Annotated in this window: 18 protein-coding genes and 1 riboswitch; of the genes, 8 read left to right on the top strand and 10 right to left on the bottom strand. The window is 47.7% G+C overall.

Annotation, left to right across the window (positions count from 1 at the left end):
• The 3 genes from QZU58_RS04460 to QZU58_RS04455 all read left to right on the top strand — a co-directional run.
• Nucleotides 1-346 (top strand): transposase (locus QZU58_RS04460; protein WP_294495335.1); only part of this gene is annotated, 346 nt, incomplete at its 5' end.
• Nucleotides 289-549: a zinc ribbon domain-containing protein gene (locus tag QZU58_RS10195; RefSeq protein ID WP_363174815.1), complete on the top strand. Its 261-nt coding sequence runs from the start codon at nt 289-291 to the stop codon at nt 547-549. The genes QZU58_RS04460 and QZU58_RS10195, both read left to right, overlap by 58 nt.
• Before the next feature lie 159 nt (nt 550-708).
• Entirely contained in the window at nt 709-930 is a 222-nt protein-coding gene (locus tag QZU58_RS04455; RefSeq protein WP_294495332.1) for a hypothetical protein, read from the top strand.
• 80 nt (nt 931-1,010) lie between these two features.
• On the opposite strand, the gene QZU58_RS04450 is transcribed toward QZU58_RS04455, so the two are convergent.
• The 3 genes from QZU58_RS04450 to QZU58_RS04440 form a co-directional block, all read right to left on the bottom strand.
• Nucleotides 1,011-1,331, bottom strand: coding sequence for a YebG family protein (locus QZU58_RS04450; protein WP_294463552.1), 321 nt, complete (start codon nt 1,329-1,331; stop codon nt 1,011-1,013).
• Between the two features lie 222 nt (nt 1,332-1,553).
• Nucleotides 1,554-1,868 (bottom strand): YbjQ family protein, encoded by a 315-nt coding sequence (locus tag QZU58_RS04445; protein WP_294495329.1) that lies wholly within the window; start codon nt 1,866-1,868, stop codon nt 1,554-1,556.
• Nucleotides 1,849-2,088 carry a hypothetical protein gene (locus QZU58_RS04440; RefSeq protein ID WP_294495327.1) on the bottom strand — a complete coding sequence of 80 codons (240 nt, stop codon included), beginning with the start codon at nt 2,086-2,088 and terminating at the stop codon, nt 1,849-1,851. The genes QZU58_RS04445 and QZU58_RS04440 overlap by 20 nt, the downstream gene beginning before the upstream one ends.
• Nucleotides 2,089-2,420: 332 nt before the next feature.
• On the opposite strand from QZU58_RS04440, the gene QZU58_RS04435 reads away from it, so the two are divergent.
• The 3 genes from QZU58_RS04435 (at nt 2,421) to QZU58_RS04425 (ending at nt 5,594) form a co-directional block, all read left to right on the top strand.
• Nucleotides 2,421-3,644, top strand: coding sequence for an MFS transporter (locus tag QZU58_RS04435; protein ID WP_294495324.1), 1,224 nt, complete (start codon nt 2,421-2,423; stop codon nt 3,642-3,644).
• Nucleotides 3,645-3,656: 12 nt separating this feature from the next.
• Nucleotides 3,657-4,133: a translesion error-prone DNA polymerase V autoproteolytic subunit gene (gene umuD, locus QZU58_RS04430; RefSeq protein ID WP_294495321.1), complete on the top strand. Its 477-nt coding sequence runs from the start codon at nt 3,657-3,659 to the stop codon at nt 4,131-4,133.
• Nucleotides 4,134-4,280: 147 nt separating this feature from the next.
• Nucleotides 4,281-5,594 carry a hypothetical protein gene (locus QZU58_RS04425; RefSeq protein WP_294495318.1) on the top strand — a complete coding sequence of 438 codons (1,314 nt, stop codon included), beginning with the start codon at nt 4,281-4,283 and terminating at the stop codon, nt 5,592-5,594.
• A gap of 221 nt (nt 5,595-5,815) precedes the next feature.
• Here the strand turns inward: QZU58_RS04425 and thiH are convergent, their stop codons facing one another.
• The 7 genes from thiH to QZU58_RS04390 all read right to left on the bottom strand — a co-directional run bounded on the left by thiH (nt 5,816) and on the right by QZU58_RS04390 (nt 14,282).
• Nucleotides 5,816-6,946, bottom strand: a complete 1,131-nt coding sequence (gene thiH / locus QZU58_RS04420; RefSeq protein ID WP_294462145.1) for a 2-iminoacetate synthase ThiH — start codon at nt 6,944-6,946, stop codon at nt 5,816-5,818.
• Between the two features lie 11 nt (nt 6,947-6,957).
• Nucleotides 6,958-7,740, bottom strand: a complete 783-nt coding sequence (locus QZU58_RS04415; protein ID WP_294495315.1) for a thiazole synthase — start codon at nt 7,738-7,740, stop codon at nt 6,958-6,960.
• 155 nt (nt 7,741-7,895) lie between these two features.
• On the bottom strand, nt 7,896-8,093 hold the full coding sequence (gene thiS / locus QZU58_RS04410) for a sulfur carrier protein ThiS (RefSeq protein ID WP_294462141.1): 198 nt from the start codon (nt 8,091-8,093) through the stop codon (nt 7,896-7,898).
• A gap of 15 nt (nt 8,094-8,108) precedes the next feature.
• Nucleotides 8,109-9,941, bottom strand: coding sequence for a thiamine phosphate synthase (gene thiE, locus QZU58_RS04405; RefSeq protein WP_294495312.1), 1,833 nt, complete (start codon nt 9,939-9,941; stop codon nt 8,109-8,111).
• A gap of 34 nt (nt 9,942-9,975) precedes the next feature.
• Entirely contained in the window at nt 9,976-11,649 is a 1,674-nt protein-coding gene (gene thiC / locus QZU58_RS04400) for a phosphomethylpyrimidine synthase ThiC (protein WP_294495310.1), read from the bottom strand.
• Nucleotides 11,650-11,731: 82 nt separating this feature from the next.
• Nucleotides 11,732-11,830, bottom strand: a riboswitch (TPP riboswitch).
• Between the two features lie 201 nt (nt 11,831-12,031).
• A complete protein-coding gene (locus tag QZU58_RS04395; RefSeq protein WP_294495308.1) occupies nt 12,032-13,087 on the bottom strand; it encodes an HAD family hydrolase in 1,056 nt (351 codons plus the stop codon).
• Between the two features lie 217 nt (nt 13,088-13,304).
• On the bottom strand, nt 13,305-14,282 hold the full coding sequence (locus QZU58_RS04390) for a carbohydrate kinase (protein WP_294495304.1): 978 nt from the start codon (nt 14,280-14,282) through the stop codon (nt 13,305-13,307).
• 581 nt (nt 14,283-14,863) lie between these two features.
• On the opposite strand from QZU58_RS04390, the gene QZU58_RS04385 reads away from it, so the two are divergent.
• Both QZU58_RS04385 and QZU58_RS04380 read left to right on the top strand, forming a co-directional pair.
• Complete coding sequence (locus tag QZU58_RS04385; RefSeq protein ID WP_294495301.1) at nt 14,864-16,594, top strand: alpha-amylase family glycosyl hydrolase; 1,731 nt, start codon at nt 14,864-14,866, stop codon at nt 16,592-16,594.
• A gap of 551 nt (nt 16,595-17,145) precedes the next feature.
• A complete protein-coding gene (locus tag QZU58_RS04380; protein ID WP_294495299.1) occupies nt 17,146-21,345 on the top strand; it encodes a tetratricopeptide repeat protein in 4,200 nt (1,399 codons plus the stop codon).
• Nucleotides 21,346-21,543: the final 198 nt, after the last annotated feature.

The raw sequence follows: 21,543 nt of genomic DNA, 5'->3' as shown, positions 1-21,543 counted from the left end.
GTTAAAAAAGAATATAAATAAAATAAAGGCTTTACAGAGAAAACTATCAAGAAAGCAGCATCCGAAAACCAAGGATGATCAGACGAAGTTTTCAAAAAGCTACATGAGACTTTTAAGGAAGATAAAAAAACTTCATACAAAGATAAGTCATTTAAGGAAAGACTTTATTAACAAAGCGGCATCAGTTATTGCGAGAAACTACAGGTATGTTGCTTTGGAGAATTTGAGTGTGACAGGAATGATGTCCAATCACAGACTTGCACGTTCTCTGGCAGATGTAAGCTTCGTATTGAGGCAGACAGATTTTATCCGAGCTCAAAGACGTGCTGTAAATGCGGGGCGGTAAAGAAAGAATTAAAACTTTCAGACCGAATTTACAGATGTGACAGCTGCGGAAATGAAATTGACAGAGATGAACAGGCTTCAATAAATCTGTTAAATTTGATTAAAAAAAGCGGTGTAGCTAACGCCGTTAGGAGTCCGGAGCTGAGATCAATACTGGCTGACTTAAATAAGAATCAGCTGGAAAATCTGGCGATGAAGGCTTAATTTGGTAAAAAATTTATTTTATAGGTTTTTATAGATCCAAAATAGCGGAATGCCGCAGATCTCCTTGACGAACACGACGGAGAAAAATTCCTTCCGATATACAGATGGAATTACGGCTACGTTAAAACACAGCTCGGACGACTGACCAAAAACTTTTCCATGCCGAGAATCGAACTGGTAAAGAAGATGCTTCTTGCCATGGTGTTTCTGAATGAACTGAAAATGTTCATTCTGTTTCTGATTGCTTTTTCGTTCGGCTCATGGATTTACAGCCTGTACAAGCATCTGGACTTCAGTCTGTTCACCGCTCTCACCAGTGCCCTGGGGGCCTGGTGTCTCTGGATAATAATTAGTGCAGACGAAGCGAGAAATAAAAAATAACGGAGAGCCGCTTACCGGACACTCCCCGTCACATTACGTCACTACAACAAAAACCTGCGATTCACACTCGGAACCGGACATCATTCGGAGGCATCTGCCGCCTCAGGCTGACCTTCAGATTCTCCGGCAGTTTTCTTTTTCGCAGTCTTTTTACGCGAACTGATCCTGCCGAGAATTTCCATAATCTCCTCACTGTGACGGGCAATCTGGAAGGAGATCTCATCCTTGATGTTTTCCTTTACACCGTCGAGCTCTTTGATACTGCTGAAAAGGTCAAAAATACCGTCAGCCGCATCAAGCATGCGATCATATTTGCGAGCTTCCTCTATGTCCTGAAATCTGGCCACTTCCTTACCTTCTTCGTCTTTCAAAATATATTCAACTTCTATCGTTCTTTTCATGATTTACTGCTTTCCAATTGTTTTCTGCCAACGGACTGAATCAGACCTGACAAGGAATGCTGAAGCGTAACTGCAAAAAATACGGCCTCATGCATATATTCATTATACATGAGGCCATATCAGCTGAACAATAATTTATTTATTATTGCTTATATTTTTTATTTTATTTAATTCACGGGTTCGAAAAACTGTGAATTCTGCGCCCTAGAAACTCCGATGAGATCAGTTTCTGAACTTAACGGCGGTTCCGTAAGCCACGATTTCGGCGGCTCCCTGTGTCACTGCGGAGGTGGTATAACGCACGTTAACAACCGCATCCGCATGCATGGCCTGAGCCTCTGCAACCATACGCTTTGTTGCAAGAGCCCTGGCATCGTTCATCATTTCGGTATAAGCCGAAAGTTCGCCGCCGACAAGATTCTTAAGTCCCTGCAGAATGTCATGTCCGACATGCTTAGCCTGAATGGTACTGCCCTTGACGATGCCCAGCATCTCAAGTTCCTTTCCGGTAATGTAATCAGTATTTACTAAGATCATCCTCTTCTCCACTCTCAATCTCACGAATTCTCTGCATGCAGACGTATATCATGGCTGCGGCAAATCCAAGCGGAACAACTCCGAGAAGAATAACCCACGGAATTTCCCGCACCTCAAAAATAATAACACCGAAATAAACCATGAAATATAGTACGGTAATTACGGTTATTACAATCGGGGCAATCAATTTTTTCACGTGAATGCTGTGACTGTTCTTCATCAGACCTTTTCTCCGTTATCATTGCTGTTTTCGCAGACCGGACGGCGACGCGCCGACCGTAATGTGATTCTATCATCTCTTTCTGTTTTCATCCGCTTTGATTTTTCCAAGTTTGGCATTCATATCATTTTCTTAAGTTTATAAATGAGAAGATCATTCTCCGACATGGTAAAATCCGTCCGACAATACGTGATCCCTATCAAATAAATCCCAATAAACGAACATAAATGATATAATTCCGCCATAGCAAATAACCTCGCCCCGGTCCGGGAAACACTGCAGCCGACAGATGACGGACAGTCTGCCACCGGATAGCATCACAGTGACTCATCATGCCTAAATTCATTAAAGAATATAAAGAAAATCTAATCCTTCTGCTGGCTCATTTCTCTGCCGACCTGTGTCAGGGTTCGGTAAGTGCCGCACTTACGGTAATGCTTGAACAGGGAGTTCTGCACAACAAGCAGGAAATGTCATATCTTGTTCTTGCATCAACACTGGTATCATCACTCATTCAGCCGTTGGTAGGCTACCTAAGCGACAGAAAGCCGCGTCCCTACCTCATGAGCCTCGGGATCATCGTTGCGGCTCTCGGTCTGATGTTCATCGGCCTTATTACCGATTTCTCACTTCTGTTCATTCTGCTCACCACCTCCGGCATCGGTGTGGCAATATTCCACCCGCAGGCAGGCAAGATAGCCAACAGCGTGTCCACCACGCATAAGGGACGCGGCATGAGCATCTTTTCCGTAGGCGGAAATCTGGGCTTTACCGCAGGACCGTGTCTCATATCCGGTGCCACACTGCTGTGGGGGCTTCCGGGGATCATGGTTATTGCAATTCCCTCCTTTATCATGTCTTCATGGCTTCTTTACAGAAACTCCAAATACGTGGAATACACCAGAAAAGAGGAAAAAAGACAGATTCTCAACGCCTCCGTTGAAAAAGAGGACTATAAGGGTTTTGCCATACTGACGGTAATGATCTTTTTCAGGTCAATGGTGCTTTTCGGGCTGACAACCTTTATTCCGACCTACTTCATGGACATGTTCCACATGAATTCCCAGTCAGCGAACCTCAATCTGAGTCTCATTGCGGTATGCTCCGCCCTTGCAAGTCTTACCGGTGGTTTTCTGGCTGACCGCATAGGCTTCAAGAAGGTGCTGTTTTACAGTGCGGCAGCCGCAGTACCGTTCCTTGTATTGTTTACCAGGGCATCTTCCGGCCTTGTTGCCTCCCTGCTGCTTATTCCGGTAGCCTTCTGCATTTACGGTACGTTAAGCGTATCCATGGTGCTCGGTCAGAAGTTCCTCTGCCGTCACGTGGGGTTCGCCTCAGGAATAACCATCGGACTCGGCATCAGCTTCGGAGGTCTTACCTCACCAATACTCGGGTATATTGCCGACCATTACGGCACCCAGTACACCATGTATGCCATCACCGGCGTGGCCGTGGTGGCAGCTGTTCTGGCATTCCTTGTTCCGGACATTGACCTTATCAGGGCAAAGCTCAGAAAGGAACAGGAAGCATTAAGTACCTCAGCAGAAAACAGGTAACGGAGGCAGGTCATGACGGACAGAGATTCAGAAAGTTTTGTCTCCCCGGAGCTTAAACAGGTTGCTGCTCCGGCAGCTTCGGCCGGCTCGGAGCCTGAAAGAGTTGAACTTCCGCTCTCAGCCGAAAAGGTTGCGGCCGGATTTCCGCTGCCAAACGGCGGCTATGTGGAAAGTTCACTGGATCTGAACGAATTCTGTATCAGACACCCCTCTTCAAGCTATATCTTTCAGGTTGAGGGAGAATCACTTATCGACGCCGGAATTCAGCCAGGAGACTACCTTATAGTTGATCGTTCACTTCCTCCGAGAAACGGAGATCTGGTCATTGCCTCCATTCACGGAGAATTCACCGCCAAATTTTTCAGAAATCATCCGGTACCGCAGCTGATTCCGGCCAATCCGCATTTCAGCCCCATTATCATCACGCCGGAGCTCGAATGTGAAATAACCGGAGTGGTCGTAACATCTTTTAGAAAATACCGCAGCTGACGTCAAAAGTCCGACATTGTCATGTTTTTACGCATCCTGTTTGCATACAATACACAACACGTACGTCCTTTTCATACCTAACTGCGTATTATGTACCGCATCAGCAGGGACATGGCGGAAAAACTTACGATACTTAAGGATAGAACAATGAGCTCAAACAGGTGTTGCGATTATACGGATGAAGCACTCCGTACGGCCGCTAAGTGTAGATTTAAACGTAAACGTAAAGATAGAAGCAAATACATGGTAACGTGTCCCAACTGCGGCAAATCCGCTCCGGGACCTGCTGTCGGATCAAGTTACATTCCTAATGGCTGCACGTCTGATTATTTCGGTATCGGAGATTTCACCCAGGATCCCGGAGCCGCGCTTCGGGTCTGCCGGGGATGCGGTCAGGTATACAGAGATCCCCGCTACAGAGAGGTTGCCATGACGGGGCATCCGCAGGAACCGGACAAAAAAGGTCCGCTTATCGCCATCGGAATAATTCTGACCCTATGCTTCTTCATGTGTATCTACTACGCAAACAGTCAGAAATGCCTGTTTGACGCTCTAAAATCCGATGGCATGTGCAGAACCACATCCACCGTCACGCTGTGCTTTTTCCTTGGATTGGTCACATATGCAGTCTGCTTATTTGCATACATTCGGTTAACAGCCAAAAAAAGAGAAAAGGAAGTGGGTCTTTCCGCAGAAAGACTGCAGAATCCGGAATACCTGAAGGCCATGGATATGGTACAGATAAAACTTCCTAAAAAATACAGCAGAATTATCCGTCCGCGTAATGCAATCCTTGAGGCTACAACTCCAAAGGATGAGGTTTTTCTCATGAAAAACGGCTGCTGCGATTACTGCGGTTATGTCATGAAAACATCAACTTCACTTCCTGGCATCGGTGCTTCGATTTCAGAATGTCCGCAGTGTCATTCTTCGGTATATGACAAAGACGTAATTGAGCTTGGCGGCATAAGCAAGGAGCGGCGCAGAACCATCTATGACAGAACACGAAGCAGGATTATGAGAAGTCTTACCAACTGTGCTCTGACAGCGGCAGTCAGCCTTGCCGTGCTCATTTTTATGCTTATCGTCATTAAATCAAATTTTGACCGGATGTTTTACGGTCCATTTGCCCCCGGTTTTGAGGGACGTCTGTTTTTCAACAAATTCTTCTTTCTGGAACTTATGGCATGCGCCCTGTCACTGATGGCACTCTACGTTTCGGTAAAAGCATCAGCCGTCAGAATAAAGCTTCTCGGAAAGGACTATAAATCAGCCTTAGATGATTCAATACGCCGCATGAAAAGCTCCGCCTATGCTGAAAAATACGCTTCAGCCTCAAACAGGAATGAAATCTATGATGATATGGATGCGACCTATTACGGATACAGTTCAGAAAATCTGTACGAAGAGAATGAAAAGCCTTTAAATTCCGATGATAACGAAAAAGGAGAGAAGGAATAAACACAGCTTTTCCGGAGACTGATGCAAAGCTTACGGACAAATCAACTGTAATACTCTGTCACTGTGGATCTGATTCATGAACAGGAAAACCGCAGGATAAAGGTTTTATCGGTCTCAAAACGCAGATCAATCACGGCTTTACATAAAAACAGGCTTATGACTCAAGGTCATAAGCCTGTTTTATTATTCCTTCACCAAAAGTCAAAAAACTTACGCCGCCATCAGATACCGGTAATGACCGAGCTTCGCGTATCCCTGAATACCGGCTCTAGTCCGCTCATTCTGAGAGCGTCGGTAACTTCACTGACGGAACGGTCATCACTTATGATGAACTGAGGCAGATCATGCCTGTCGACGGCATAACCCCCCGGCTGAGTGCTGGACGCGGCACTTATTGAGGTAATGGCAATCGGAGTTATTACGTCCCTGAATCGAGGATTCTCACGGGTGGAAATGGATATTTCCAGCATGTTGTCGAACAGCCTCCAGGCACAGATTGTCTGTATCAGATCCCTGTCACCTATCGGATATTCCGGTTCAAATCCTCCTGCCGCCGGTCTCAGTCTAGGAAAGGACAGACTCATCCTGGTCTGCCAGTAGTGCTTTCTCATGTACATGAGATGCATGGCCAGCGCCACAGTATCCGCACGCCAGTCATAGAGTCCCAGTAGAGCTCCTATGCCTACCTTGTCCATTCCGGCGTCACCCAGACGCTCAGGAGTTTCCATGCGGTAGCGCATGTCCTTCTTTTTTCCGCGCAGATGATTTCTGTCATAGCATTCCGGATCATATGTTTCCTGATAGACCATCACCGCATCCACGCCCAACTGTTTAAGTTCGGCATACTCATGAGTATCAAGAGGCTGTACCTCCATCATCATGTATGAGGCATACTCACCGACAACAGGCACCATTTCCCTAAAATAGTCGATGCCGCACCTCTGGGCGTTCTCACCGGAAACGATCAGAATGTTCTCATATCCCATCTTTCTGATAGCCTCGCACTCCAGTCTGGTTTCCTCGGCATTGAGAATTCGGCGCTTAAATTTGTTGTTGATGGCAAAACCGCAGTAGCGGCACTGATTGGAACAGGAATTTGTCAGATAAAGCGGCACATACATGTTCACCGTATTACCGAAACGGCGGCGTGTGTACTTTCTGGCAAGTTCTGCCATTTCTGAAATGTACGGTGCGGCCTTTGGGGAAATAAGAGCCATGAAATCCCCCAGATCAAGCTGTTCGTCATTCCGGCTCTTGGCAAGTGCGACATCAACTTCCCTTTCAGTTTTGGCAAGGACTTCGGCTGAGAGATCACTTAATTTATATCTGCCGATTTCATCAAAGAAACTCATGACCGACTCCCTTAATCACAATCCTTGAGAAACGCCTCTAACGGACTGGTTGCATGAGCCGTCTCGGAAACCGGACCGAGACCTGCAAGACGGGCCGCCCTGCCTGCCTTCACAGCCATGGCAAAGGCCTCAGCCATGACTACCGGATCACGTGCCACGCTGATGGCAGTGTTTACCAGCACGGCATCAGCACCGATTTCCATGGCCAGAGCAGCATCCGAAGGACGGCCGATACCGGCATCAACAACAACGGGAACCGTCTTCTGGGCTATGATAACCTTAAGCATGGACATGGTGGTAAGCCCCTGATTGCTGCCGATTAAAGCCCCCAAAGGCATCACCGCGGCAGCTCCGGCATCCGCAAGCTTAAGACAGAGCACGGGATCTGCACTGCAGTAAGGAAGAACCGTAAAGCCCTGCTTAACCAGAATTCTGGTAGCCTCGAGGGTTTCCACGGGATCCGGCAGCAGATAGCGCTGATCCGGATGAACCTCAACCTTGATAAAATCGGTACCCAGGGCATCTCTTGCAAGATTGGCGGCAAAGACGGCCTCCTTTGCATTACGGGCCCCGGAGGTGTTTGGCAGAAGATTAACTCCCGGAATCTTTTTCAGGGCAGGAAGAATGGCATCCGTCCCGTTTTTAAAGTCACATCTTTTAACAGCCATGGTCACAAGCTCGGAACCTGAAGCAATAACGGCTCTGCTTAACAGATCCGCTGAGGCGAACTTGCCGGTTCCAGTAAAGAGTCTTGAGGAAAAAACCTTTCCTCCGATTACTAATTCATCATTCATTTTTATTATCCAGTCTGTTTTCCGGAATCCCAGAGCCCCGAACGGCAGTCCGGGGACTCCAAATACGTATGTTTTTCTGGCAACTCTGACACCAGTGCCCGCAAAAAATGCAGTGACGAAATCAAACGTTCAGCTGCATTCTGCCGAACCGTTTCCTAACCGCCCTGCATGAAGGCGAAGACGGTAACGTAATCATTTTCCTTAAGGATATATGACCCGTAGGTTCCGCGCGGCACGATGGAATCATTTACGGCTACGGAATAATAGTCAGGAAGCCCCGAAAGTCCGGAGAGAAGTTCTTCGAGAGTGGAAGCTTGTGTTTCCAGCTCTTCATCATTTACAAAAATTTTCATGAGTGTCACCTACTTTCAGCTATTTTCCTTTTTTGCTTCTTCCGCCTGAGATACCGCACGTCCCTTTTCGGATGAAGTGTTACGTGATTTACGGACAGGAGAGGTTTTCGCGGCGGTCCTTACCTTTTTGCCGTTTTCAGCCTTATTTTTGGCAGATGAAGCCTTTCCGACTGCAGAAGCCTTTTTTCCCTCCGGAGATTCGGGAAGCTCCGGATCAGCGGTTCCTGCGCCCACGGCATCAAGCCATTCCTTTATTGCCTGAACAGGCTTCTCAGCCTTTGTGATTGCGGTAATCACGGCAACTGAACCGACACCTGATGCCTGTACATCCTTAAGATTGTGAAGCTTTATTCCGCCTATCGCAACCGTCGGATACACACCGTCAACAAGCTTCACATAGTCCGCAAGCCTCTCCGGGCCCTGAGGCCTGGAAGCCATAACCTTGGAGCCGGTCGGATAGATATGGCCGAGTGCTATATAGCTCGGTTTGAGCAGACAGGCTCTGGCGATTTCCGCATATCCGTGTGTTGACACGCCGAGTCTTAACCCGGCCTCCCTAATCGGATTGAGTTTGGCGTCTATGAGATCCTCCTGTCCGAGGTGGACGCCATAGGCACCGTGCTTTACGGCAAGCTCGTAATAGTCATCGATAAAGAGTCTTACTCCGTATCTGCGACTGAGTTCAACGCTCTTAATAATTTCCTGCTCCAGCTTTTCCGGACTCTCAGGATTCTTTATGCGCAGCTGCATTGTTCTGACACCGTTCTCGCAGAGAGTTTTGATCCATTCGGAGCTGTCCACGACAGGATAGAGCCCCAGACTGTGAGAACAGGAAGCAAAGCCCGCATTCTTTTCCGGACTGCAGACAAGCTCGAGCTCGTCAACTGTTCTGGCCATAACCGGGAAATACCTGAGCATGTCGGCATTGTTTATGAATCCGTGCTTAAAAAGACGGCTTCCGGCCCCCACGTCAACCGAATTTTCAATTCCCCTTGTCATGTAGGCCTTGGCAAAGGCAATGGCGTCAACCGCCGTATGTCCCTTAGCCATCATGGAAGCTATGGCACTGGCCATGATGCATCCTGTTCCGTGAACCCCGACACCGTCAGAAACGGAGGCGGTTTTGCGGCAGCAGAAATAGCAGGTATCGTCATTTTCTCCCGTTACCGTAACGTCATACACGTATTCCGTAAGCCTGCGGTATTCGGATAAATCACCGGAATCCTCCCTGCCGTGATGCGCTTTGCCGGATTTTACGACACTCTTCACCAGATCAGAGAGATGCCCGCCCTTCAGATAAACAGTCCCTGCCCCCATCTTCTTAAAGTATTTTGCAAGACCGGTAAGTCCGTCAATGCAGTTGGCAAGACTTGAGAAATCAGGTTTGAAACCCTCGCAGAGAGCCATGGCCTCATCCAGATTCGGAGTAAACACGTCAACAAGCGGCAGCAGAATGTGAAGCCACAGGGAATAATTAACCTCGGAAAGTTCCCCACCGGTGCCGGCCACGGCAACAGGATCCCAGACAACCACAAGATCCGGATTAAGCTTTTTTCTCTCCCTGAGAAAAGTCACGGTTGTACGCAGAAGCTTCTCGTTCGGAATGAGTCCGAGTTTGATAACCTTGATATCAGGCATTGATCCTGAGGTCAGTGCCTCCAGCTCCTTCGTAAAAATTTTGTTCTTCACGGGCTTTACCGCCAGAACCCTGCTGAGGTTCTGAGCGGTTACGGCGGTCACCGCCGCAACCCCGTATACGCCGAAGCAGCTCATGGTGGCCAGATCGGCCGTGGTACCCGCCCCGTTAGAGCTGTCGGTGGCGGCAATTGTCAGTACGGTATCAGTCATATTTTCACCGTTATCATTCAATACAAACTACCTGTTAATCCGCAAGTTCCTTGATTTCCCTGCTGATGCGCATTGAACAGAACTTAGGTCCGCACATTGAGCAGAATTCAGAAACCTTGTGGCAGTCCTGAGGCAGGTCCTCGTCATGGAAGCGCTTTGCCAGTTCAGGATTGATGCTGAGGGCAAACTGATCATCCCATCTGAATTCAAAGCGTGCTTTGCTCATGGCGTAGTCCCAGGCGGTACTGCCCGGATGCCCCTTGGCAAGATCCGCAGCATGAGCCGCGATACGGTAAGCCATAAGCCCCTCACGCACGTCATCCTTCTTCGGAAGACCGAGATGCTCCTTCGGAGTAACGTAGCAGAGCATGGAGGTGCCGAACCAGCCGATCATGGCCGCACCGATGCCGGAAGTAAAGTGATCATAGCCTGGGGCCACGTCGGTAACCACCGGTCCCAGGGTATAGAAAGGAGCCTCGTGACAGTAGTCAAGTTCAAGCTCCATGTTTTCCCTGATGCGGTTCATAGGCACATGCCCCGGGCCCTCTATAAGAACCTGAACATTCTTGGCCCATGCTCTTTCGGCAAGCTCACCGAGCACCTTAAGTTCCGAGATCTGAGCCTCATCATTGGCATCATGAATGGATCCCGGTCTCAGGCCGTCTCCAAGGGAAATGGCAATATCGTATTTTGCGCAGATGTCGCATATTTCATCAAAATGCTCGTAGAGGAAATTCTGCTTCTTGTGGAACATGCACCACTTGGCCATGATGGAACCGCCGCGGGAAACCACACCGGTAAGTCTTCTGGCTGCCATCGGGATGAATTCCCTGAGAAGTCCCGCATGAATGGTGTAATAATCCACGCCCTGAAGAGCCTGCTCGATCAGAGTTTCCCTAAACACCTCAAAAGTAAGGTTCTCGGCGATGCCGTTAACCTTTTCAAGAGCCTGATAAAGAGGAACCGTGCCAATCGGTACCGGAGAATTTCTGATGATCTGTTCCCTGGTTTCATGAATATCCCTGCCGGTACTGAGATCCATTACGGTATCAGCACCGTAAATGGTACTGAACACCATCTTCTCAACCTCTTCGGCAATTGACGAGGTAATGGCGCTGTTACCGATGTTCGAATTGATTTTAACCTTGAATTTGCGACCGATAATCATCGGCTCAACTTCCGGATGATTGATGTTTGCAGGAATTACCGCACGGCCGGCAGCAACCTCCTCACGCACCATTTCAGGAGTGAAGTATTCAGCAGGAGCCCCGATGTTTTCACGGGCAGCCACATATCTCATCTCGTCGGTAATGATTCCCCTGCGGGCCAGGGCCAGCTGGGTAAGGCATTCAGTGCTCTCGCGGGTAATCTTGGATGAGGATATTCCGCACTTTGGAGATGCTTCCTCAAGCACCTTAAGATCGGTACGGTTTTTAAGCCACTTTTCCCTAACGGTCGCCACGCCGCGGGATACGTCAATCTCCGCTGACGGATCACCGTAAACACCGGCGGTATCGTAGAGATCAACACTTTCTCCGTTGGTAAGACTTACCGTTCTTGAAGGTACGCTGTAGTCCGTGCCGGGCACGGCGATATATCTGCGTGAAGAACGGGGATAGGCATGTCCCTGCAGTTTTTTCAGATTTTCCTGTGAGGCTTTTTCTCTGGCTGAAAATGTTTCTTTGACTGATTTTGCTGAAATTGACATAAGACTGTTCCGGTCAAAAATTATAAAAAACACCCGAACCGGAATAATCCTAAAGACAATATTGATCCTGAAATACGGATACTCAGAGAGTATGACTGTTCCCTTCGCGGGCATTATCCCGGGCAGGTTATACGGATTTCAATAAATGATCTCAGCCGAAAAGGCACTCCGACAGGTAATTAAACTCTGATTAGTTTACTATCTTTTTCATAAAATTCAAATTTTTATGACTGAATCGAGGATCGGCAGTACTGCTGAGAAAGAAAACAAAAGGAAGGGGCACAGGACATCACTGCCACAGCCCCATCCACGGCATTTCTGAATCCACACCGAAAGCACCAGACATTCCGCCGGGCCGGATATGGCGACAGACGTTACTACGCTACTTCTGAGGTTCGGAAAGTGTTACGTTTTCCCCGTACACGGTGGAAAAGTCATCCTTCATGGAGATGGTACGGAAACCATGGTCGTCACAGTATTTTTTCAGAGACTCCGTCTTTGCAACACTGCCGTGCTCCCTTAAGGAATCATTACCCAGGAGAATGTAGGCGCGTGCCGGATACTTTGCATTGTTCACGGTGTACTGGGCCATGGAAAGATCTCCCGAACTGTTACCGAAAGCAAGCAGCGGAACCTTACCGATTTCACGGGCGATAAGAGGCACCTTGTTCATCTTAACGTTCTTTGAAATGAGCTTTCCGCCATAAATAAGTCTGTCTTCAGGCTGATAGACGTAATCAAGTCCGTCCTTACCCTTCTGACCGCTGGCCACCATGTTGCCGTCAGTTCCCAGAACCATGTAGGAAGGGATGTCAAGAACATCCTCAATCATCACGCGAACGATGTTACGCTCCGTTCCGCTGACCACAAAAACGGTAAAGCCGTTGTCCTGCAGATACTTAAGCATTGAAACCATAGGCAGGAAAAATGCGTCGCCGCGGTTGAGATTGTCAAAACCCTCAGCCCTGGTTTTCTTGAATGCTCTGGCATAATCCTTAAGTTCATCCGGAGTCATGCCCTTGTAGGACAGGGTTGAATATACGGCATGACGCTTTTCTGCATCCTTCGGTAATTTGCCGGTTTTCCAGCCATTTTCGAGTTCACGGGCAAATTTTTTCATGTCGGCAGGCGCCTTGTATGACGGGTCATGAAGAACTCTGTGGGTAAACAGAACCCAGTCAAAGTAGGAAGGATAAGTTTCTCCCACCAAAGTACCGTCAAGATCGAACACGGCAATGCGGTCTTCTTTCGGCACGAAATTAGGTGAGTTCTCATCGGAAACATCCCTGACGTATTTTACAAGATCGGCGGCCACTTCGGAACCTGCGGTCCAATGTGAAATTACGGCACCGTCAGCCGATGCAGAATCCTCTGGAAGTGTGCAGCATGCGGTAAAACAGATACTTACACAGATAATACCTGCAATCTTTTTAAGCATTCTCATATCCGGATAGTCCTCATGATAAAAAACAAAATACTGAATTCACAACAATACTCGGAGACGATTCAGACACTGACTGCCGGAATCATCTTTTCCTGATCATAAATTCTACATTATGACTGTTTTTTATACACAATTAATGATGATTTACGATATTCGTAATGAGAACCGCAATGTGTTTTTACCATAATCCGCGACCTTCAGAGAAGGTCAGTCACACTCCGGCGTGTCTTTTCAGAAAATCCAGAACCTCGCTCTTTTCAGGCATTACGGCAAGAGCGCCTTTTCTTGTCGTAATTATCGAAGCGGCCGCATTGGCAAAGGTAAGACATTCCGACAGGTCATTCTCCGTAAGGGAACCGATGTCATGCTTCAACAGAAAGTCCAGCACGCAGGCAAAGAATGTATCCCCTGCCCCCGTGGTCTCGCAGGTATCAGGATTTCTGAATCCCGGGCAGAAAACGGTCAGAGCCCCGTACAGCGCCATGCTGCCGCCGGCTCCCATGGTGGCAAGAACCAGCGGGATGTCATATTTCTCCGCCAGCATGCGTGCCCCCTTCTCAACATCGGTCGTACCGCAGAAGAACTCTATTTCATCGTCTGAGATTTTCAGAACGTCACATACGGAGAAGCCGTACTCCATTGCCTTTAAGGCCGTGTCGGGAGAGGACCACAGCGGAGCCCGGTAATTTGGATCAAATGATATGAGAGCTTTGACGCCTGTTGCGGCATCAACTGCTGTTTTTGTTGCCGTGACAGCGGGTTCCGAGGTCATGGACAGCGTGCCGAAGTGAAAAATGCGAGAGGATTCGATAAGATGCCTTACACTCATTACCTCATCTGCGGTAAGCATCATGTCCGCACCCGGATTACGGAAAAAGGCAAAATCCCTGTCACCGTCAGGAAGCTTCCTGACAAAAGCAAGAGTGGTTGGAACTGATACACTCAGAAAAAGTCCGGAGGTATCAATATTCCTGCTTTCAATTCTTTCCCTAAGCATATGTCCGAAAAAATCATCACCAACCTTGCCGATGAAAGCGGTTCTGTTTCCAAGCCCCGAAAGCATGGACAGGACATTGCATGGAGCCCCTCCGGGATTTGCCTCGAAGGTCATGTTTTTCTGCGCACTTATGCCGTTGTCGGTAAAATCTATCAGAAGCTCGCCAAGAGCCGTAACATCGTATTTTTTCATATTTATCATCAGACTGGATATGCGGTGACAAAGGAACTCTGACGGTTTTTCGGGTAAAACCAGACCTTTTCAGATACGTGCCGAAAGGAAGCTTCATTTCATAAGGATACAAATCCGCATTATTTTTTAGGCGCCGCATCGGAAAACCGGATCACCACCGGCGCAGCAACTTAAAAATTCATAAAATTTTCAATAGTTTAAAAACCTTTGAAATGCTTTAAAAATATGGTTTAACGCCCGTTTCCGCAGGAAAATCTTTACCAAAAAACCCAAAAATTTACACATTATTAACAAAGCTATAATACTCACCTCCATTTTATCAAACTTTTCAACAATAAATTTATGTTTTCAGTTTTCCTGATGGTATAATGTCATTAGTGAGAGTTCTTGTTGAATTGTCACGGTGACGGCATATTCTTCCCCCATAAAATTTATAAACTACAACAACGGAAGAGGAGCACAAAGGATATGCGATATAAACGCCCTGCAAGGAGGCAGTGTGTTTATGCGTTTGAGGAATCTGATCCAAGTCCATATCTTTAAATTTTTAAGGGAAACATTTATCTAGAGGAAATAAATAAATGAATATAAAGAAACTCGCGACTCTTACCAGTTTGGCAATAAGCACATTTGCTGGTACTGCACTCACTGATTTTGGCACCGCAAATGCGGCAGGCAACTTTGCCTGGCAGAAAGATGTTGTATGCAAACGCAGTGTTCTGGCAACCCCTATCATAATTACTCCGAATAATCTCAGCTCAGACAGAAACGACGGTCTGGGCTGTTTCAATGGTCCATCAAAGAACTGTAACATGAGAATGTACCAGATCATGGTTGAAAGCTATATCCACGGTGAAGGCGGAGCCATGGGTTACGGTTACGCATGGGGACCAAGCCAGCATGACGGTAACTTAAAAGGTATTATCGATAACCTCCCATACATCAAGTCAACCGGTGTGAACGCCATACTGCTCACCCCTATTTTCAAGACTGAAGTTGCTCAGGATCAGGACGCCGAACTCTACAAGCTTGACGGTACCGGTTACTTCACTTCCAACTATTTTGAAGTCGATCCTAAGTTCGGCTCAAAGGAAGAACTCAAGGAACTCGTTAACAAGGCCCACTCTCTCGGCTTAAGAGTAATCTTCGACGCCGCATTCGGTCACTCAAAGATCAACGTCAACCCTATCAGCCCTAAAGGACACCGCCTCGTTACCGACAAGCAGTGCCGAGACATCAGCGGTAATCCTGACAACATGATTTTCACCTACGGTACCTGTTTCAACACCGCCCAGTCACTGGACTTCCTCAAGGAAATCGCAACCTACTGGGTAAAGGAAGCAAAGATCGACGGCTTCAGACTTGACCAGACCTTTCAGATCAAGCCTGAACAGTGGAAGGAAATCCGTAAGGCAATGGAAGCTGAATCAGCCAAGCCTGCAAATTCCTACAAGCTCGGCAACCAGACCGTTCAGCCTGCAGCATTCCTCATGGCTCAGATGGCTTCATACAACATCAAGGACTACCAGAAGGTTGCCTTCGTAAACGACAGTCTTGAAAGCGCCATCAGCCTGCCATCAAGAAACGCAATGATTCGCGTATTCGCAACCAAGGAATCACTGTCAAACGGCGACTGCGCAAAGCCTGTTTCATTCCTCAACGAAGAAACACTCAAGCTCAATACCATTGACAGTCATGCCTCAATGACCAACTACATTTCCGGTCATGACATCGTAAGATTCGGTGACCTTCTCCAGAGAGCAGGCTACGAACAGGACGGCAGAAAGGGCGACTCATACTACAATGCACATCGCGCGGTATTCAGCTACATGACCGCAATGTCAGGTCCTATGATCATGTTCTACGGTGACGAAGTCGGTGAAGACATGCCAAACTTCGCAAAGCCGCCTGCAACAAAGTGCTACGAAGTAAACCAGTGTGACGACCACGTTTCAAGAACCCAGGCAAGAGCCTCAGGTTTCAACTCACAGGAACTCGCACTCAAGAAGGACATTGCCGAATATCTGAATCTGCGTGACACACACAAGTCACTGTCAAACGGCAGCCGCCGCCACATCTACAGTGACGAAAGCGTGTACATTGACCTGAAGCAGTATCAGAACGATCGCGTGCTCTATGTACTCAACATCGGTGAAAGCACCAGAGAAATTGCAATCAGCAATGACATTTGGGGCACCCTCGGTCTCGGTTCATGCACCCTTACCAAGCTGGTTGGTAAAGGCAACGTGTCTTCCGGAGTAATCGAAGCACCGTCACTTTCAGGTACATTCTTCAGTCTGAACTGCAGATAAGATGATTATCTGAGAACACAGGGGATACGAAATCTGATTTCTATCCCCTGTCAGTTTTTATGGGGCTGTGGTTTTAACAATATTTTTAAATGTAATTAACCCGATACAAACAAAAATATCCGTCAAAACCATGAAGCACCGTAAAAACACATAAAACAGGAAATGGATTTTCTGTTGACCCCGAGGATACAAAATTATCGGAACAGGACTCCGAAAACCCCTTTCCAGGCATATAAACATAAATAACGAAACGCCGGTCATAGCCGACATCACTAATATCCGTATCGTGCCAAGCATAATGCATGTCACCTATCACGGATAATTTAATGATTAGTGTAAAAAACCGATAATACAGGTTCATGCACGGCATGGAAACCGCTGATAATAAACAATAGTTGTGAAATAAATTACATGTATTGACACAATTATCCGGTATTCTTTGTTATATACACGGCAATGGCTTAAAATCAAAATAGTATGCATACCTTGTATCACAGGGTTTTACATGCTCAAGGCAACATTCTTACTTAGACATTAAGAGCGAAAATAAAATGAATACAGTCAAACAACATGGAAACACCTCCCCGGCATCCATCGCACTGGGTGTGGCAGTTACCGCCAGCGTCATAGGCGTGGGCACATGGGCCTATCTCAACGGCAGGGAAGACACGTCAGAAGGAAACGTTGACAACCTGCACGTTCAGGAGGATCAGAAGAACAACCCTGTTGCAGTGGCAGCCGCCCTGTACAACTCCGTTTTATCAGACGACTTCAGCAACGTGGAAAGTCTTACCGCCAGACTGAAGGCCATCAAGGTTTCCGAACTTGAAGAACAGCTTCACAAGAAAAAGCAGAAGCCTGACATCGATGATTTCGATCTTCAGGAAATCAATGCCATTGAAGCCGAATTAAGCAAATTAAGTAAGAAGAACGAAAGCGAAATACTGGAAATCGACATCAGCCCATACCTTTCAAAAGGTGCGCTCGACAATATCAGAGGCCGCATCAAGACCATATCAGAACAGCTGAATGCCCAATCCATTCCTGAAACCTATAAATATTACCTGGATGTTGCCCAGAACATATTTACCTTCTACAAGCCTAACACCATTGAAGAACAGGAACTGATGCGTTCCATCAAGGCCTACAGGGCTTTCAGCAGAAACGCATACTACACCATAGAAGATATTCGCTCTCTTTATGGTCCTGTAGATTCACTGAAGGTCTGCCGCTATCTTATCGGAGCTGATGACTACAGCAGAATCTCTCCTTACGAAATGAAGAACTTCGTGTCACGCGAAATCAACATTCTTATTAAGAAGCTGCCTGCAAGCATCACCGACAACCACCAGATCTACACCAATGACGACTTTACGGAACTCAATGCTTCAACCCTTCAGGATCTGGTAAATCTGAATCATGTGCTTCCTAGCGTGATTTCAATTCCGGCTCTCATCAAGCCTAGTCCGGACGAGGATCCGAAGGCTGGAGAACGTGAATATCAGACTATCACCGAAAACTACGATAAGGCCGTAAGAAAGGCTGTACTGTTCACCAATCACGCCGTTAACTTCTACGAATGTCAGATTAATACCACTGAAAGCTTCAGCGTTAACGCAGTGATTGAAAAGGCAATGCCTACCGACAATCTCGTAATCGACAAGATCCCTCTCGATGTGTTTGAAATCACCCTGCAGGATCCTGTTCCGGGCTGCACCTCAGACAAGCTCTACGTGGCCGCACCAAAGCTCAATGATTACAGAAACATCATGAAGAACGGCATGCCGCGCATGTCCGAAGCTGACGTTGCCCTCTACTCCAACGACATCAAGCTTCTTGAAACAATCAACAGCAGATCAAGAACTCCGGTCAAGCTCGAACTTCTCGGTTCTGAGCTTGCAGCAGTGGAAAGCAAGCTTAAGCAGTATCCGGAAAGAGGCTTCTACCGCAGTGCAAACGCAACCGGCAAGCTTGTTAACCTGAGTCTGCCTTCATATGCCCTGCTCAACACTCTGGACATCCGTCGCAACGCCGACCTGATATTCATCTCCAGCCCGCTCCTTGCGGCAAAGCAGCGCCAGGCACAGGAAAAGCTTAAGATTGTAAACTCATTCAAGACTGTTGAGGAAAGCATGATTCTGCTCGACTTCGAATCACTTCTCAACACTCCTTACGAATATCTGGCAACCCGTGAGGAATCCATCAACAAACAGCTGGAAAACCTCTCCAAGGTTACCCCTAACCTTCAGCTCGTGTCTGCAACTCCTTCAAGCAGCATCGACGCTGTTGACTTCACCATTGAAAGCAGTGAAGCCGACGACCTGATTGCAATTGCAAGTAACGAGGAAGACACCATCGAACTGGCAACCAATACCGAAGAAATCAAGGAACAGGAAGAGGCCGCCAATGAGGCTGCACGTCTGGCTGAAGAAGCCCGTCGTGAAGCTGAAGAAGCTGAAAGAGCTCAGGAACTCGCTCACGCTGAAGCCGAAGCAGCGGCAAAGGCCGCAGCCGAAGCTGCCGCCAAGGAAGCCGAGGCAGCAGCAAGAGAAGAAGCTGAAAGAGCTGAGGAACTTGCAAGAATCGAAGCCGCCAAGGCTGAAGCAGCCGCCGAAGCAGCTCGCATAGAAGCAGCCAAGGCCGAAGAGCTTGCAAGGGCTGAAGCAGCCAAGGCCGAAGCAGCTGCCGAAGCAGCACGTCAGGAAGCTATCGCCAAGGCAGAAGCCGCAGCCAAGATGGAAGCTGAACTTGCAGCCGCCGAAAAGGCTGAGGCTGAAAAGATTGCTGCAGAAGCTCAGCAGTCAGCTGAAGAAATTGAGATGCTTACCAAGGAACAGCTTGCCAAGGCTGACTTCAAGACTCTCAAGGCTCAGTCTGATGCCGGCAACCCTATTGCCCAGTACGAACTCGCTTCCCGCTACATAAGCGGTAAGAAAGGCGTAAGACGTGACCTTAAGAACGGTAACGCCCTCCTCGCAAAAGCAGCAGAAGCCGGATATCCTGAAGCTAAATACATGCTCGGTTCCATTTACCTGCAGGGTAAATACACCAAGCAGCAGAAGCAGCAGGGTGCGAACTACATCATTGAAGTTGCCGAAGACGGTTTACAGGATGCAATGTATGCCGCAGGTAACCTCTATCTCGACGGTACCCTGGTTCCTCAGAACTACCAGAAGGCCGCACAGTTCCTCAGTCTCGCTGCTGAAAAGAACAACACCGATGCTCAGTACAAGCTCGGTATCATGTACCTGAACGGTAAGGGAGTCCAGACTGACCAGAGAAAGGCGGCAAGTCTCCTTACAAGTGCATCAAAGAAGAACGGTTCCGCAGCCTACGAACTCGCCAAGCTGTACGAGGATCCGAATACTCCTAACATCACTTCCGAAGAACAGACCATAAAGGATCTGTATGTATTCGCGGCTCGTCATAACGTGAAGGAAGCTAACCGCAAGGCCGGTCTTGCCCTGATTGGCAACCTGTCAACCAGCAAGGAAGCTCTCAAGTACCTGAATGACTACATCAACAAGGGTGATCAGGAAGTTGACGACGCACTTCTCAAGTACTACATCAAGACCAACAATACCAAGGAAATCTCCAAGCATATTCTGCACGCACCTAAGGACATTCAGGAAATGTATCCTGTTGAAATGGGCCTTCTCTACGCCTCAGGCAACGGTGTTAACAGAAACATTGACAAGGCTGAAGAATTCTACCGTATCGGTATGGCCAAGAACATTCCTGACGCCTTCTGTCATGCGGGTGACCTCTACTCAACTGACGCTTCAGGCAAGAGAAACATTCCTAAGGCAGTGGAACTCTACACTCAGGGTATGAATCTCGGCTCAAGCAAGTGTATTGAGTCACTTGTAAGAACCAAGCTTGCCGATAACAAGACCCGTGACTATAAGGAAATCTTTGCTCTCCTTAACAGGGTACCTGCCGACAAGCTCAGTGACGGCAGCAAGGTTATTCTTGCATCCTTCTACCAGTATGGTCGCGGCATTGAAAAGAACCCTGCTCACGCAGCCAGAATACTGAAGACCGTCACCTCTCCTAAAGCCAAGCTTGCAAGAGACATTCTTCTTGCTCAGAGAGTTGAAACCTGCGGTCACTCAGTACTCATGGGTGAAACCGGCAAGCAGACTCACAATACCACCCTTCTCAGTGCCGCTGCACTGATGAACCTCTTCTACTATGCTGAAGTTCGTTCTCTCGGTGTTGTGAACTACAATGACGTGTATACCAAGGCAAAGCGTATCTGCGGTAACACCCCGGGCCGTTACATCCTTCATGATGCGGATTCAAAGGTGAAGAAGCTTTCAAATCCAAATCCGACGGATGCCAAAGCTCAGTACCGTCTGGCCATGAACTACTTCTATGAAGGTGATTACCAGAAGGCATTTGAATGGATGCATAAGTCTGCCTCCCAGAAGTATTTCAAGGCATACAACAACCTTGGTATCTTCTATCTCATGGGTATCGGTACCAACGTAAATGCGGAAGAAGCCTACAGAAACCTTAACTTCGCCGACTCTGCCGGTGACTATAAGGCAACCTTCAACTTCGCCGCACTCCAGATGAATGGTATCGGCGGTCCTAAGAACCCTACCAAGGCACTCGGCAACATCAAGTCAGCAGCCCTTAAGGGTAATGAAATGGCCACCTACTACATCAGTTCCCTGTATGCCCAAGGAAGAGCAGACGGCAATATTGATGATGCCATCAGAATTCTGTCAAACATCCTGTACTAATTAAGGATAATGACTGAATAGCACAGAAGCCCCGTCACTCCACACTGACGGGGCTTCCTTTTTCCATGCACCATTCCTGCCTTTTATAAAGCCACTTGAAAATCCGGCACCGTTCGGTTTTTAAGCACAGTGGGATCTGGGCGTAATTTATTACCGACAATTTCTGTTAAGATTTTTTATCATTTGAATTTTTTCTAA

Origin of the sequence: uncultured Ruminobacter sp. (assembly GCA_902764345.1) — a bacterium.
Lineage (GTDB): Bacteria > Pseudomonadota > Gammaproteobacteria > Enterobacterales > Succinivibrionaceae > Ruminobacter.
This window is presented reverse-complemented; position numbering and strand designations above follow the sequence as displayed.